General features: G+C 32.7%; 6 protein-coding genes. 2 read left to right on the top strand and 4 right to left on the bottom strand.

Annotation, left to right across the window (positions count from 1 at the left end; translation table 11 throughout):
• Positions 1-69: 69 nt before the first annotated feature.
• Entirely contained in the window at positions 70-822 is a 753-nt protein-coding gene (locus AC07XN_RS16190) for a PepSY domain-containing protein (protein WP_494743830.1), read from the bottom strand.
• Positions 823-975: 153 nt separating this feature from the next.
• On the opposite strand from AC07XN_RS16190, the gene AC07XN_RS16185 reads away from it, so the two are divergent.
• Positions 976-2,919 (top strand): heavy metal translocating P-type ATPase, encoded by a 1,944-nt coding sequence (locus AC07XN_RS16185; protein ID WP_494743829.1) that lies wholly within the window; start codon positions 976-978, stop codon positions 2,917-2,919.
• 46 nt (positions 2,920-2,965) lie between these two features.
• Here the strand turns inward: AC07XN_RS16185 and AC07XN_RS16180 are convergent, their stop codons facing one another.
• Positions 2,966-7,249, bottom strand: a complete 4,284-nt coding sequence (locus AC07XN_RS16180) for a T9SS type A sorting domain-containing protein (RefSeq protein WP_494743828.1) — start codon at positions 7,247-7,249, stop codon at positions 2,966-2,968.
• A 108-nt stretch (positions 7,250-7,357) separates the two neighbouring features.
• The gene (locus AC07XN_RS16175) at positions 7,358-11,698 is read right to left on the bottom strand and encodes a T9SS type A sorting domain-containing protein (RefSeq protein ID WP_494743827.1); all 4,341 of its coding nucleotides are present in this window, start codon (positions 11,696-11,698) and stop codon (positions 7,358-7,360) included.
• A gap of 229 nt (positions 11,699-11,927) precedes the next feature.
• Here AC07XN_RS16175 and AC07XN_RS16170 point away from each other — a divergent pair, with 229 nt between their 5' ends.
• On the top strand, positions 11,928-13,424 hold the full coding sequence (locus AC07XN_RS16170) for an esterase/lipase family protein (protein ID WP_494743826.1): 1,497 nt from the start codon (positions 11,928-11,930) through the stop codon (positions 13,422-13,424).
• Positions 13,425-13,483: 59 nt separating this feature from the next.
• On the opposite strand, the gene AC07XN_RS16165 is transcribed toward AC07XN_RS16170, so the two are convergent.
• Positions 13,484-17,626: a hybrid sensor histidine kinase/response regulator gene (locus AC07XN_RS16165; protein ID WP_494743825.1), complete on the bottom strand. Its 4,143-nt coding sequence runs from the start codon at positions 17,624-17,626 to the stop codon at positions 13,484-13,486.
• Positions 17,627-17,840 lie beyond the last annotated feature (214 nt).

Genomic DNA, 17,840 nt, shown 5'->3' with positions numbered 1-17,840 from the left:
GTTTTATACATTAAACCTCTAACTTATATACTTACACTCTTTGTCTAGTATAGTTGTGTAAAATAAAAATCAAACCTTTCTCTTCTTCCGCTCATTAACAGCCTTCGCACTTACCCAAAAAAGTATAAAGCCTGACAAAATAGTTAGCAATCCCAAAATAGAAAAAGCACGCAACAAGTAATTAGAAATATTATCTCTGCCTTGAAAATCCATTGTGTGTAGCATCCACAGAAAATCAAAAATTCTCCATCGCTGATTCCTAAATTTCTGAACCGTTCCTAATTCTGTTGCAACGTAAACTGTTGTTTTACTAGGATGCTCAAAAGTAATAGCATACGCAGGTAAAGGTTGTTCTCGATATTCATGATGCCCATTGGTAGTAGTTAAATATTCAATGTTACTAACTTTTGCATCCTCAATAAAACTTCTTTTGGCTACTTCAATAGCCTCAGATTTTGTTAATACTCCACGAATCTTTCCCGTCTCAGCATCGGCTAATTTGATTTTCTTGCCTCGGTCATGTTGCTGTGAATAAACAATCTGATAGGTAGGTTTCCCTAAAATCTGTACTAGTTTAATATCAAAAATATAATTGACAGCATCTGTTTGTTTTATTTGTTGAATAACAACCTGCGGGTTTACCAATTGAATATTAGCACTTAAGGGATGGATATGCGCTTTTTGATGGTCACCATGTATTTCATCCATATCAGACCAACTAAAGTATAAACCTCCAATCGTCCAAAATAAAAATTGAATCCCTAGTACCAAACCTAAATAACGGTGAATTTTACGAATACGGAAATGGAAAGATTTTTTCAAAGGATTCTATTTTAGAATTTATATATCGACACCAGACATCATTTAAAATTAATCAAATTTACTTTTTGTCTCCCTGTTGCACTCCTTTTTTATCTACTTTTATCGCATCGTTAGTTTTTTACCTTTATTTATTCATCAACCTTCTTACTTTATATGTGCGACCAACATTCAACAATACATAATCATCAACACGAACATGAAAATGATGAGCACCATCATCACGAACATACTCATGACGAAAATGCCGATTGGCAAGAATATTTTCCTGCTATAATTTCATTTGTATTGCTCGTTATAGGATTAGTTTTTGAACACTTTGATTTAAAATTCTTTCAAAATTACCTGCGCTTAGGTTGGTACCTACTGGCTTATTTACCAGTCGGATATCCTGTTTTGAAAAGTGCTTTTAAAAGTATTCAGAGCGGTGATATTTTTAATGAATTTTTCTTGATGGGCTTAGCTACCATCGGAGCATTTGGCATAGGCGAATATCCAGAAGGCGTTACCGTAATGCTATTTTATACCATTGGTGAATTATTTCAAGGGGCTGCTGTAAAACGAGCTAAAAGCTCTATCAAGGCCTTATTAGATATTCGTCCAGATAAGGTTTCTGTGAAACAAGATGGTAAAGTCATCGTAGTAAATCCTGCTAAAGTAGCCATAGGTGAAATCATACAAGTAAAAGCAGGAGAAAAGGTCGCACTAGATGGCATCCTAGTTTCTGACTATGCCGCTTATAATACCGCTGCTTTAACAGGCGAAAGTGTTCCTGAAACCAAGAAAAAGGGCGATAGCGTTTTAGCAGGAATGATTAATTTGGATACCATAAGCGATATAGAAGTAACAGCCGTTTTCAAGGATAGCAAACTCTCTAAAATCTTAACAATGGTTCAAGATGCTACTGCTAGGAAATCGCCAACTCAATTATTTATCTCGAAATTTGCCAAAATCTATACCCCAATTGTATTTGTTTTGGCAGTATTGATTACTCTTTTGCCCTATTTTATAGTAGAAAATTATATTTTCGGAGAGTGGCTCTATCGTGCTTTGGTATTTTTAGTAATTTCTTGTCCATGTGCCTTGGTAATTTCTATTCCTTTAGGATACTTTGGCGGTATTGGTGCTGCTTCACAACATGGTATTTTGTTTAAAGGAGCCAATTTTCTAGACATCATGACTAAAGTAAACGTTGTAGTAATGGATAAAACAGGGACGCTGACAAAAGGTGTTTTCAAGATACAGCAAGTAGCCATCATAGATTTTGATGAAAGAAAAGCCTTAGAATTACTTGCTTTATTAGAAAGTAAATCATCACATCCAATTGCTAAGGCCATTGTTGAATTTGTAAAACCCACCCTTCCTGAAAGCACATTAAGTAATTTCCAAGAAATTTCTGGCTTTGGTTTAAGTGGACAAGTAGAAGATAATCAAGTGTTGGCTGGTAATTTAAAGCTTTTAGAAAAAGACAATATTGCTTTTCCTGAAACCCTTCGTGAAATCCCTGAAACCATTGTTGTATTAGCTATCAACAGACTATACGTTGGATATGTTTTAATTGCAGACGAAATTAAAGCGGATGCTCATAAAACAATTGCTGACTTACAAAAACTTCATATCAAAACAGTGATGCTGTCGGGAGATAAAACATCTGTCGTTGATAAAGTAGCCAAAACATTAAACATTAGTGAAGCTTATGGTAACTTAATGCCAGAAGATAAAGTAACTAAATTGCAAGCACTCCGAAATCAGCAAAATACAATTGCTTTTGTAGGAGATGGTATCAATGATGCTCCTGTAATTGCCTTATCTGATGTAGGAATTGCGATGGGAGGGATGGGGTCTGATGCAACAATAGAAACAGCAGATGTAGTCATTCAAAATGACCACCCTTCCAAAATCGTAACGGCCATTCATATTGCTAAAGCTACTAAAAAAATAGTGTGGCAAAATATCTCATTAGCTTTTGGCGTAAAAGTTTTAGTACTTATTTTAGGTGCAGGAGGCTTAGCAAGTATGTGGGAAGCTGTTTTTGCTGATGTTGGTGTGGCACTTATGGCCATTCTAAATGCTGTTAGAATACAAAAGATGAGGTTTTAAAAATTAAAGGACTATCAATTATATAAGATAGTCCTTTAATTTTACGCTACTGTTTTAACACTTTAAATACAGCTTGTCTACCTTCTTTCTGAATATGTAAAAAGTAAGTTCCTGCACTAACTTTTGACATATCTATTCTTTTTTGTTCTCCTCTCAGTTTCTCTTCTTGGATAATTTTCCCAGAAAAATCTATTAATTGAATATCAAGTTCTTTGCCATCGCTTTCAATATTAATAATATCAGAGGTAGGGTTTGGGAAAACGTTAATTCCTAATTTTCCTGCTTCCTCAGTGGCTGTGATTAGTTCTAATTTTACAGTTGATGGACTGAGGATGGTTCCTGTACCACATACTTGATTACTTACTGAAAAAAGGCGATAGGATGTACTATTTAATGGATCGACAGTAATGGCATAGTCATTCGACGTAGCACTGTATCTTTTTGCATTAATTTCATCAGTTCCCATATAAAACGTAATAGGTAGCAACCCTTTCAATTTAACCTTAATAGTAACAGGATTATTCCCATTTAGATAATAAGAGCTAGTATCGAAACGCACCGATATTCCTTCATAGATAGCAATCGGCCAAAGATTAGTACTACTAGTTACATCATTATCACTGGCAATTACCCTAATTAAATAGCTATCACCTAAAGGAGTATCTGTTGGTATTTTAGTTTTTAAGGGACTACTAGTGCCTTCTGTTACAAGGTCTTTAAAGTTTTTACCAGTATTGTCTGATAATTGAACTGTAAATTTATTGTTGCTAGTAAATGTCCCTTTTGTAGAAAAATATATGTCTTGGTCACTACCAGCACAAAAATTTAGTCGATAATCTATGTAATTTACTTGCTTTTCAGATATAGGATTTACCGTAATACTGGCTGAGCCACTAGCTACACCAACACCACATGTATTACTAATTGACTTAATTGTTAATAGTTGAGTTGTAGTTGTACTAAAAAGTATTCTGGTCTTCCCATCAGTATCAAAACCATTAATAGATCCTTTGAAACCACTATTTAGCTCATAATTTAGCACCTCTCCTGTATTATAAATTGATTTATAAGAATCATTATTCTTAACGTTCAGATACACATAGCTACCAGCATTAATAATTGCTCCCCCAGATAAAGTTACATCTGGTTTAGCTGTTATAAATACACTAGCGATTTCCTTAGTCATAGCAGGGTTAGTACTCTCAAACTGAATCTTATAATTGCCTTTCTTTAAGTTACTACCTAATGGTATGCTAAAGCTTCCATTGTTTACAGATTTAAACAATTCTATTTTTTCATTACTTTCATTAATACCATAAACCTTAAATACATTATCAACTTCAAATTTTCCTTGTGAATAAAATGTAGTAGCAAGATTAGAGCCTATACAATAACGGTTATCAGTAGTAGCAACAATTTTCATTCCCAATACTGGCTTAACGGTAATTTTTACCGTACCCATAGTATTACCCACACCACATTTATTAATAGCCGAAATCAATTTATATTCTTTGTTTTCCGTAAGGTACAGATATTGATAACGGGAATCGCTCTGTCGATTCACCATTTTATTGTTATCATTATCTTGTATGATGTAAGTACGGATTCCAGAAGAGGTTAGGTTCGCATCATTTATTTCTAATACAATTTGTTCGCCTGCATTAATTGTTTTTGTTACAGTCCCGTCATTTAATTGAAGCTTGGCATTTGGAGGAGTATCTACTTGAATAAGGACCTCATTAGATTTAACAACATTATCACTACTAATAAATCGGATTTTATATTTCCCTGCCATCAATGTACTAGGCAATAGTACTGTTGCTGGGCTAACCTTAATATTTGATTGTAAAGTAGTATATATTTGATCCGTTTCTTTAGCTATCTGTATTGAGAAACTCTGGTTATTGTTATTTCCTACAAACTGAAAAGGAATAGACATCATTGTATTAACACACAAATTGTTTATGTACTCATAATTAACTGGCATATCAATATAAATACGATAAGGGGAAACTTGTATAGTAATATCTTTAGTCTCTACTGTTCCCACACCACATTGATTGTTAATGGAAGTAATTCCAAAGGTGCTAGATTGGGTAAAGGCTTTTTCAAAAGAAGTATTTAATGAACCGTTTATAGAATTATATACTTTTTTAGACCCATCACTGAAGACAACCTCATTATCACCATAACCATAAATCCATATTCCAAAAGAGGTCTTTACTCCTGCTAATAAGTCTGTGTAACTAGTTGACAATCCTATTCTGGATTTACTTTGAATTGCAATAGGTAGTGTATTGCTTTTAATCATTCCATTACTAGATGTTACCCCGATATAATAATATCCACTCGTAAGTGTAGTTGGAATTATAATTTGAGATTTCCCCCTTTTTATGTTCCCAAGGGTAGTTACCTCAACAAGATAATTATTAAACAAACTTACTTTGAATAAATCGTCTGAGTTAAAGTTACTTGAAGTCAATAACATTAAATCTAATGTTCTACCAACACAAATAGTGTCATTGACAGCTTTGCTACTTAATAACCTCAGAGCATTCTCTTGAGTATTTACTTTTACATTAAGTCTATTTTGTGAACCAATCTTTGTTCCGCATACATTAGTAATAGATTTTACTGAAAAGGTTTTAGAATTAGCGACATAAACGGGTACAGTAAAGCTTTGTGTCCATATCTCTCCATTTGATAATCCATTCGTAGTAACATACTTTGTACTATCTGAAAGGACGAGTTCGAATGGTTTCCCGCCTCTTACATCTACCGTAATATTTTGCGCTTGTGGAGTGGCTAATGTTACATCATAAAAAGGGAAAGAGATTTCCGCAGAAGGTTTAGTAAGAATATCTATATAATTTGGACTCCTGAATATATTAGGTAGTTTATCTGTATAAACTATGGCAAATGCTTTACTATAAGAAGTCATACCTGACATGCCTTCAGGTATTGTAAAAGACGCAATATTTTCTTTAATAACTGTAGCTTTAAGTTCAACTTCTCTATCATAATATACAAGTTTTACTTTAACAAGACTTCCTACACTAATCTGGGCGTTAGTTAAGAACTTTACTTCACACGTACTGCCTTCACAATATTCTCCTACTTTTATAGAATCGGCCTTAATTCCTTCTAAAACTGTAATTTTCACTTTTTCTTTTCCTACGCCATTCCCACAAGTAGAGCTAAACGACTTTATATAATACTCAGTCGTTTTTAGTGGGTTTATCTCTACACTAGTATTGTCTTCTTTATTAGATGAAAAGCTATTAATAATCTGTCCATCGCTCATCTCAATTTTAAAAGCACCATACCCAGAATATTTCAATATAAGGTTCTTTCTATCACCAAAATTTATAGTTGATTCTGAAGAAACTATTTCTACTACTGGTTCTGAATAAACAGTAATACCAGAGCTATAATTGTTTGATTCTATTCCTAATCTTTTAGAAACTACTTGTAGAGAATAGTGATCTAATAGTAATTCAGGATTAATTTTAATAGCAAACCCTCCATTTATTTCAGTTGCTTCAAAATCAAAAACTCTATTTGATGAATTAATTAAACGAATATAAAATTTATCATCATTTGCCCATATACCAGTTTTTGTAGTATATACTTCCAACATCTTGTTCCTGCAAACATTTATATTAGATACTCCTGTAATGTTCAAGGAATTTTGTAGCACAGAAAAGCTTACGCTCCCTTTAATTATGCCAATACCGCACATATTACTTACACTTAAGAAACTGTAAGAACCTGTTTTAGCGGGATTAACCATTAAATTATTATTAATTTGATTCCCTGTTTCATAAAAATTATAGTCGGTATTTAAACTATCACTAGTCATAATACCAATTGGACTAGACCCTTGTACATTCAACTTTATTCCGACATTTTCATACGGATATATTGTATTTTTAGTAACTCCTATAATTTCTACTGATGGAATCGAATATAGATAGAAAGAATACTTCCGATTTTCCACTGCTGGAGACGTACTTATTACTCTTAAATCTGCGTAAACATTCGCTTCCATATATTTTATACTTAGTGCTGTAGGCAAAGTGGCTACTAAATATCCTGAAGAATCAATAGCACTTACCTCGTCCCAAGTATCACTACTGTATGCTTTTATTTGCAGTTTAAAAGTATTTCCTTGATTAAAAACCCCACTCTTGCGGTAGGAAACTTTGACTTTCTGCCCTAAACAAACTTGATAGCCCTTACCTTCAACACTATTGATTTCAATAGTTTGAGCATTTATCGAAAAGTTTAATAATAGGAGGGTAAAAAATAATTGTAGAAATCTGAGCATAGTATTTTTTTTAATAGCTTGAAAATTATTTATAAGGAAAGGCTATCTAAAAAAAATCTTTTCCCAAAATAATCTGGTAAAAACACTTTTTAAGATAGCCTTATATTATTATTGTTTTAATACTTTGAACACAGCTTGTTTACCTTCTTTCTGAATATGTAAAAAGTAAGTTCCTGCAGGGGTTTTTGATAAATCTAATTGCTTTTGTTCTCCTTTTAGCTTTTCGGCATGAATTATTTTCCCCAAAAAGTCTATTAATTGAATATCAAGTTCTTTGCCGTCGCTTTCAATATTAATAATATCAGAGGTGGGGTTTGGGAAAACGTTAATTCCTAATTTTCCTGCTTCCTCAGTGGCTGTGATTAGTTCTAATTTTACAGTTGATGGACTGAGGATGGTTCCTGTACCACATACTTGATTACTTACTGAAAAAAGGCGATAAGAACTATTGGCAATTGGATTGAGAGGAATAGGAAAAGTTTTAGCACTTGAAGAATAAGTTTTAGCACTAATTTCGTCAATTCCAATAGCAAACATAAACGGTGGCGTTCCTGTCAATTTTATATTAATTGTAACAGGCTTATTACTATTAAAATAATATGAACTAGTATCAAAGCGGGCAGTTACGCCCTCTACAATAGTGTACGGGAAAATATTTGTAATACTTGTGGCATCATTATCACTGGCAAGTACTCTCATATAATATCCAGACCCTAATACTAAATTGGAAGGAATTTTCACTTTTAAGCTTGATGTTCCATTTTCTACTGCTTCTAGATTTTTAAAATTTTTACCTGTATTATCTGACAACTGTGCTGTAAATTTATTAGATGCTGAAAAACTACCTACTGTTGTAAAATATACATTAGTTGTAGAGCCTTCACAATAATTAGATACATAACTATACAAATTTACTTGTTTAGTTGAGGCTGGATTTACCGTAATTGTAGCAGAACCATCTGCTTTCCCCAACCCACAAGCATTAGTAACCGATTTCAAAGTATATGTTTGAGTAATCTGTGGATATACATATATAGACCTTGGGCTCGAAAAATAATACAAATCTATACTACCTGTTGAGCCATTACTTAATTCATAGTAAAGGACATCCGAAAAATAAGTGTTTGTATTGGGTTTATAAGGATCATTATTTTTAATTTGAATCGCTCCTTCACTACCAGCATTGATTGTTGCTTGTCCAGATATACTAATATCTACTTTTGATGTTAAAAAAATCGTCCTTACATCTTTTAATTGATATGGATTAGAGCTTTCCATTTGAATTTTGTAACTCCCTTTCTTATAATCATTACCAAATATCAGTTTGTATTCTCCATTTTTAGAAGCCTTCAATAATTCTGTTTTAACATTACTTTCATCTACAGCATATATTTTAAAGATATTATTAGGTTCAAATGTCCCTCTGGAATTCAATGTTACATCCATACTAGAACCTATACAAAGATTGCTACCATAGGTAGTATTTTTAATATCCATATTTAATACAGGCTTTACCATTACAGTTACACTCCCTGAAACTTTACCAACACCACACCTATTGACAGCAGATAAAAGTGTATAAGTAGTGGTGCTATTTGGGGTTTTGTATTCTTCTATGTAATTATAATTATTATAACCTGTAGTTTTAATCTTCTTATCATCTCCAATGACATAAGTGAGCGTATTCCCTGAATAATCTTGACTGGTATTTGAACGAATATATACACCATTCCCCGCATCTATCTCGGTATAAATTTCACCATTTGAGAACTGCAGTGAAATATCAGGAGCTGAACGTAGCGTAATATTGTAGGGCTCTGACTTAATAGATTTGTCATGATTTATTACTCTAACTTTATAATAACCCGCTTTAATGTCAGTAGGTAAAGAAACAGTAGCGGGACTTTGTTTAATATTCGATTGTAGCGTAGTATAAGCAGTATCAGTATTGTTGGCAATTTGTACAGAATAGCTCGCATTTTTATCTATTTGACCTTTAATATCAAAAGGAACTAACAGCTTCTCTTTGGTACAATATATTGAATACCCATACTGTGTTATTTGATTTTGAATTGTATAAGGTTTTACCGTAATTGTAAAATCTTTAGATTGTATCGTACCTATACCACAGAGATTACTAACTGATTGTATGCCAAATGTGGTAGTTTTAGTTAGTTTTTTCTCAGAGGATAACCTGTATTCTTCACCGTAGTTATAATTAGAAGTTTCAATAGTTTGTTTAGTACCATCTTTATAAATTACTGTCTGGATTCCTCCCCCTTTTAAATTTAGTTCTGTATAAGAACTTTCACCAGAAAGCACAGGTTCAGTATAATAGGTATAAAATTTAGCAGTAGGCAAAGTTCTAACAGTAACTGGGAACATATTACTGTAATATAATGGACTATTAGAGGAAACCCTTATGCTATATTTCCCACTAACTACATCATTTGGTATTACAATTTGAGTACTGCCAAGCGTAATAGTTCCTAAATTCTTACTACTATTATTATAATTACTCCCTTCAACCAGTTCAACTGTAAATTTATTGTCGGCCCCATATTTGCCTGTAGCAATGATAGACAAATCTATTTTGTCTCCTGCACAAAGAACTTCGCTTTGTAATTTCTTTGATATAACACGAATTGAATATTCAGCGTTTTGAACAGTTACATATTTGTACGTTGAATAGGGGGTGTTGTTAGTACCACAAATATTTGAAATTGATTTTATTCCAATAACAGTGGTTTTTGGTACAAATATAGGCAAGGCTACATCCCTTTCCCAAGCATATTGCTCTGTATCATATTTATACTTTAAACTATCACTCAAGGTGATTTCATAAGGTCCCCCACCTTTTAAGGTAAGTTCTATATCGGTAGTTTGAGGTTTATCTAGATTAATTACTATACTATTTTTATTACCAACAACACCTGAAGGGAATGTTGATACATCAAAAGTATTAGTGCTAAGACTTATTCCAGTTATATTATTTGTAAAAACACTGACATAGAAAGTATATGAATAAAAAGTACTACTTAAATTTGTTGGAATAATAAACGAGGCAACATTTTCTCGAATGATGGTAGCGTCAACATCTCGGTATTCACCTGTACCTAAATAACCATTATTCATCATTCTTACCTTAACAGTACTCCCGACAGGTAAGTTAACATTAGACGAGAAATAAACTTCATTGCTGGTTCCTTCACAATATTTCCCTGCTTTTACCGAGTCTGTTTTAATACCTTTATCTACAGTGATTAAGACTTTATTTTTACCCGTTCCATTACCACAGCCAGAGGAATAGGAATTAATATAATATTCAGTGGTTTGTTTTGGAGATACTTTAAAACCAACCGAACGATTGCTATCATCTCCTATATAATAATTATTATAAATTTGTCCATCATTTAATTCAATAATATAATTTCCAAATCCAGTTACCGAAGCTATTAGTTGTTGTTGCTCACCATATTTTATAGTTGTACTCGATGTAATTAGTTCTACCTTAAATTCATTGTGAACACTAACATAATTAAAGGAGTAATCAGACTCTATTCCATTATCGCTTGCTAGTATTTTTACCCAATAGCTCCCAATTGGAATACTAGAACCAATGTTAGCTGAAAATACACCATCATCATCAGTTGCTTCAAAATCATAGAATTTTGTTTTAGTAGCATAATCTGCTAACCTGATAGTAAATTTATTTCCAGTAGTCCATTTGCCAGCCTTAGATACACTTACACTTACTTTACCATTCTTACAAATATGAGTATTGGCATTCCCAATAATTTTTAGGCTATTATCAAATATCTTTATATCGGTACTACCAGAACTTTTGCCAATACCACAGGTATTACTTGCACCAATAATGCTGTATTTACCTGTTTTATTAGGAGTTACTATGATACTTTGTTGGGAGGTGTAATTATTAGTATTTATATATACAAAGGTGCTATCACTCATTAACAACGTAATAGGTAATGAACCTGAGTAATTTATATCCATCAATACTGGCTCGTAAGGAAAAAGTGTTTTCTTTTGAAGATCAATTAAGCTAATCTCTGCTGGGAAATACATATTTTGATAAGACGCTTTAGGGCTAATTACAATAGGTGAGCTACTTACAATCTGAAAATCGGCATAATTATAATTTCCATTTGTATTAGGTATTTCATTTGGCAAAACCGCTACTAAATATCCAGAAGAATCTTTAGTCTCTAGACTTATCCATCCTTCCGACAAATAAGACGACTTCACTTGTAACTTAAAGGTATTCTCTTTATTGAATGTCCCTGTTTTAGAATAAGACACTAAAACTTTTTTACCTAAGCAAATGGTTGAATTTATTTCGCTTTGAACCTGTGTAATTCCAATTGTTTGACCTTTCAAAGCAAAAGTGAAGAACATTAGAAGTAGTGAAAACTGTAAACTTTTAATCATAGAACATTTATTAATTTATAGAGTTTGTTTGTATTTATAGCAAAAGTATTTTATTTATCTTGAATCTCCCAATGAATCCTAAAGACTTTATCGTATGGTAATTACAAGTGTTGAGTGGTCTACCGTATAATAAAAATACTGATGCGCTTCAAATCATCATTTACTTTATTTTTATCTTTGATGTTATAGCCTTTAAGGATATTGAATGCTAGCTAAATCATCATTTACTATGTCTAAATTAATTGTTGTTTTCGTTCATGGATGGAGCGTCACAAACCTTGACACTTATGGAGAATTGCCCACTCGGCTACAAAATGAAGCCTTGGCTAATGGCTTTGAAATGAGTGTTGAAGAAATATTTCTTGGGCAATACATCAGTTTTCATGATGAAGTTCGATTGAAAGATATTTCTAGAGCTTTTGAAACTGCGATAAAAGATAAATTAGAATCTCAAATTAATAATAATGAAAGATTTATCTGTATCACTCATTCTACAGGTGGGCCAGTAATACGCGATTGGTGGAAAAGATATTCTTCTGATAGTAGTCCTCAATGTCCGATGAGTCACTTGATTATGCTAGCTCCTGCTAATTTTGGATCAGCATTAGCACAATTAGGTAAAGGAAGAGTAGGAAGATTAAAATCTTGGTTTAGTGCTATCGAACCTGGACAAGGTGTGTTAGATTGGCTTGAACTAGGCAGTATCGAGGCTTGGACTTTGAACAAAGATTGGATTAATAGTAATGAAGATGATATTAATCCTGAACATGTTTTTCCTTTTGTTCTTATTGGGCAATCTATTGATAGAAAGCTATATGATAACCTAAATGCTTATACGGGAGAGCTCGGTTCTGATGGAGTCGTAAGGGTAGCAGCGGCTAATCTAGAAAGCAATTATGTATGCTTACAACAACCATATCCTATTTCAACAAGCCTACTTGTTACGAAAGATTTTGAGATTTCTATTTATAAGCAATCTCCCAAAACTCCCTTAAGAATTATTAAAGGAAAATCACATTCTGGAGAAGATATGGGCATTATGAATAGTGTTAAGATTGCGGATAATGAAGAAAGTGAGGAGACTATAAAAGCGATTTTAGATTGCATCAATGTACGAACAAAGACCGATTATAATAATCTTTATAAACAATTTGAAACAGAAACTAAAGAAGTTTTGAAAAATGAACAATTAGAAATTGAAACTAGCTTTTTCATTTCTAAGCGTTATTTTATTCATGACCAATACTGTATGGTTATTTTTAGGGTAATTGACTCAGAAGGTTATCCAATAAAGGATTATGATTTAATTATTTCAGCAGGTGATGATAATGACCCAAATCATTTGCCAGAGGGCTTTTTTCAAGACAGACAGAAGAATAAAAACAATCCTGAGAATATCACCTACTATTTAGATTATGATATTTTGAAGGGAACTGAGGCCATAAAGAGTGGGAAAAAAGAAATACGCCAGAAGCAAAAGGGTATTAATAAATTAGGCTTGAAAATCATCCCTAGACCTTCTGAAGGTTTTGTACGCTATTTACCTTGTGAAATTAAGGCTGATAAAACCATGTTCGACTATATATTAAAACCTAATAGTACAACATTAGTCGAAATCGTTATGCAAAGAATCGTAAGCAAAGAAGTGTTCCAAATCAATCCAATAAACGATTTACCTCATGGAGGAGATTTTAAGAAAGTACTTCCTGGCAATAATATTTTATAAATAAAATAGTGTCCATCCACCTTAAGAAAAGATGGATGGACATTTTTATCATCATATTATTATGATAATTTCTTTTCTGTCTTGATTTTTTTCCCCCACTTTTCTAATACGCTAATCAGGAAATCGAGGTTAATCGGTTTACTTATATAATCGTCCATTCCCGCTTTCATACATTCTTCCTTATTTTCTTCTAACGTATTGGCGGTCATAGCAATGATTACTGGCTGTGTTATATCCATTGCTCTAAGTTTAATCGTTGCTTCAATACCATCCATTTCAGGCATTTGCATATCCATTAAAATCAAATCATAATGCTGTCGGTCAAAAGCTTCGAGTACTTCTATGCCATTTTCCGCCAAATCTGCCTGATACCCAAGTTTGCTTAAAATTCTCAAGGCCAATTTCTGGTTCATGACATAATCTTCTGCTACCAAAATTTTCATTGGATAGTTCTCAGAAAAATCATTATTTAATTTTTGTGCTGGCACAGTTGACCCAGATTTATCTATTATTTTTGGCTGTTCACTCTTCATTAAATTATCATGAATACTTTTACAGAGGATATGCTGTTTAACAGGTTTCATCAACACTGATTTGAACAAATTGGGATATTCCCGATGAAAAGTATCAGATATCGAACTTAATAAGATAATTGGTAAAAATGGATTTAGTCGTTGAACTGCCAAAGCAAATGCAATACCATCCATTTCAGGCATTTGCATATCAGTTATTATTAAATCAAACACTTCTTTAGCCTCTATTAAACTAATGGCATCTTTCGGACACGATGTCAAGATAACATTCATGTTCCAATGTTCCAATTGTCCTTTCAGAATACTAAGGTTTGTCTTATTATCATCAACAACTAATACTTTTTTATTTCTTAATACTTCAAGGTTAAAGGGAAATGTACTAAGCTGAGCTGAACTAATCCGCGTATTAATTTTAAATTTAAAGGTTGTTCCCTTCCCAACTTTGCTTTCTACCTGAATAGACCCACCCATTAAATTAACGATTTTCTCACTGATGATTAGTCCTAATCCTGTACCACCATATTTTCTAGTAGTAGAAGAATCAACTTGTGAGAATGGTTTAAAAAGTTTGTCTATCTTATCAGGCGGAATACCAATGCCTGAATCTCTCACCTCAAAACCTAATTCAATTTCGCCATTTTCTTTAGTTTGAACGATAAAAACCCTCACAAAAACTTCCCCTTCGTGGGTGAACTTTATCGCATTTCCAATAAGATTTAATAAAATTTGGCGTAAACGAAGGTTATCACCAATAATTTGAACAGGAACATCCCATTCTATTTGATATAATAAATCGAGATTGAGCGTTGAAACTTTTGCTGCAAAAACATCCAAGACTTCTTCAATACAATTTCTTAGGTTGAAATCATGCTCATCCAATTCCATTTTACCAGATTCAATTTTAGAAAAATCTAAAATATCGTTGATAACCGTAAGCAATCCTTCTCCACAAGCATGAATCGTATCAGAATAACTCTTCTGTTCTTCATTCAAAGGTGTTTCCTCTAGCAGTGATGCCATGCCAATAATACCATTCAAAGGAGTACGGATTTCATGACTCATAGTCGCTAAAAAAACACTTTTAGCTTTATTAGCTCTTTCCGCTTCTTGTCGTGCTCTCAGCTCATCCTGTGTAGATTTCAATAGTTGTGCCGTCCTTACCTCTACTTCTTTCTCTAGTCTGTATTTTTGTTTTTGTACTAAATTAATTCTATACCTATAAAAACTTATCGCTAATCCTAATACCATCAATATACCCAACATACGGAACCACCATGTTGCCCAAAATGGCGGTAAAATTTCTATGGTAATAGATGTCCCTTTTTCATTCCAAATTCCATCATTATTAGAAGCCTTTACATTAAATATATACGTTCCTGGGTCAAGATTTGTGTAGGTTGCTGTTCGTCTACCGCCAGCATATACCCAGTCTTTATCAAAACCATCTAATTTGTAAGCATATTCATTTTTTAAAGGTAACGTATAGTTTAATGCTGCATATTCAAATGAAAAAACAGATTGTTTATAATTTAAAACTATCTTCTTGATTTCGTTAATATGACTTGTAAGGGGTGAATCCTCAGCACCTACAATCACAGATTTATTAAAAATCTGAAAATCAGTAATAAATACAGGAGGAATAAACGTATTATCTTTTAAACTATCTGGATTAAAAAAGTTTACTCCATTTGGTCCTCCAAAAAACATTTCTCCATCATGCGTTTTATACGCCGCTCTAGGTTTAAATTCATTGCCTTGTAGTCCGTCTGAAATATTATAATTTTTAAATGTTTTTGTCAAAGGATTATACGCCGAAATCCCTTTATTAGTACTCATCCAAAAGTTACCTTTTTCATCTTCAAGGATTGCATTGATAAAATCGTTTGGTAATCCATCCTTTTCCGTAAAAGTCTGGAAAGTTCTAGTTTTTAGATTCAACAAACTCAAGCCTTCTGTAGTACCCACCCATAAAAAGCCTTTTTGGGCTTCTTTAATAGTTTGAATATTATTATTACTCAAACTATTCGGATTGTTAGGATTTGATCTGAAATGGGTAAATATTTTTGTTTTTTTATTAAAAAGTTCAAGTCCGTCCTCCGTGCCTACCCAAAGTTCGTCACCATCAGTTTCATAAATGGCTTTGACATAGTTATTGCAAATACTATTGTGGTCATTCGGATTATGTAAATAATTAGTAAACCGTTTGTTTTTAATATCATAGTATCCCAAGCCCCCCGTCCAAGTACCCAACCAAAGGTTGTTATCTTTACTTTTAAGCATCGTAAAAATACTATTCGAAGATACCGAGTTTTTATTTTTAGCATCAGGTATATGATGTTCAAATTGCTTTGTCTTGGTATTGAACAAATCGAAGCCTCCAATAAAAAAACCCAAGGCCAATAAATCTTTATCTAACTCAACAACAGATAGTACAAAATCCGAATTAATGCTGTTTTTATTGGCGTGATTGTGGGTATAGGCTGAAAATGTATTTGTTTTTCTATCAAAAACATTCAACCCACCGCCATCAGTCCCTAACCAAATTTTATCGTCTCCATGTTCTAAAATGCTTAGAATACTACTATTATTCAAGCCATTTTTATCTACTGTTTGCTTCAAAAAAGTAAACTTATTCCCGAATTTAGGTAAAAAGCTAATGCCTCCAGAATAAGTACCCACCCAAATATTTCCAATATAATCTTGGTAAAGGCAATACGCCGAATTGTTACTTAAACTATTATCGTCGTAGATATTGAAAGCAACAGTATTAAATTTATTCTTTCTTAAATTGTAAATACTTATTCCTCCGTTCTCGGTACCAATCCATAAATTGCCCTCTCTGTCTTCCATAAAAGACAATACATCATTATAGCACAAACTATTAGGATTTTTAGGGTCGTTTAAATAATTGGTAAAAGTATTGTCTTTATGGTTATATTTTGAAACACCACCCGTTAAAGTACCAATCCACAGATTTTTCTGACTATCTAAGAAAAGTGCCTTTATCCAATCAGAAGCAATAGTTTTAGGATTATTAGCATCATGAAAAAAATGAGTAAACTGTTTTTTATCTGGATTATATTTATTCAATCCTTCTTTAGTCCCGACCCAAATATTACCAAACTGATCTTCTTCTAATCTATATACAAAATCATTACTAAGGCTATTTTTATTATGTTCTTGATGCCTAATCTGGGTATAAGTATTCTTTTGCTTATCTAATAAATATAGCCCAGTGGTAGTTCCTAACCACATCCTGTTTTTACTATCTTCAAATATATCACGGATAGTCAGCCTATGGCCTTGTTTAAAGAAATGTTCAAATATTCCTTTCTCTTGATTAAATTTATCAAGTCCAGCGGCAGTGGCGACCCATAAATCTCCATTATGATCTTCTAATAAATCATAAATATAATTATCGCTAAGGCTGTTCTTGTTTTCTCGCTGGTGTTTATAAATGGTAAATTTATAAGCATCATATTTATTAAGGCCTTCGTCGGTTGCAAACCACATAAAGCCCTTTTTACTCATAGTAATAGCACTGACATGGCTTTGGGATAAGCCATCTTTAGTAGATATTCGTTGAAAGACGGGTTTAAATTCCTGCGAAAAAAGGAATGTATGCTTAAGTAATACAAAAAGGAATACATATATATGTTTATACTTCATGGTTATGGTAAACAGTTCTTTGATTTTTGGTGGTTGCAGTAATTAATTGCTTCCCAATGGCACTATCTAATGGAAAAATAGCAAAAATTTTACCAAATATATTACTTTATTAATATATTATTAATATTTGCTTTTGGTGATAAAATGAATGAAAAAGCATTTTAATGTTGAAAAATTGATGCTTCTAATTAGCTTTAATTCTATTAGAGAATAA

Source organism: Arcicella sp. GW458-12-2-14-TSB2 (assembly GCF_059423785.1).
This window is presented reverse-complemented; position numbering and strand designations above follow the sequence as displayed.

What these genes read in the sequence shown, in the direction of transcription:
- AC07XN_RS16185 (WP_494743829.1), top strand. Translation starts at nt 976, where the DNA reads ATGTGCGACCAACATTCAACAATACATAATCATCAACACGAACATGAA.
- AC07XN_RS16180 (WP_494743828.1), bottom strand. Translation starts at nt 7,249, where the DNA reads ATGCTCAGATTTCTACAATTATTTTTTACCCTCCTATTATTAAACTTT.
- AC07XN_RS16175 (WP_494743827.1), bottom strand. Translation starts at nt 11,698, where the DNA reads ATGATTAAAAGTTTACAGTTTTCACTACTTCTAATGTTCTTCACTTTT.
- AC07XN_RS16170 (WP_494743826.1), top strand. Translation starts at nt 11,928, where the DNA reads ATGTCTAAATTAATTGTTGTTTTCGTTCATGGATGGAGCGTCACAAAC.
- AC07XN_RS16165 (WP_494743825.1), bottom strand. Translation starts at nt 17,626, where the DNA reads ATGAAGTATAAACATATATATGTATTCCTTTTTGTATTACTTAAGCAT.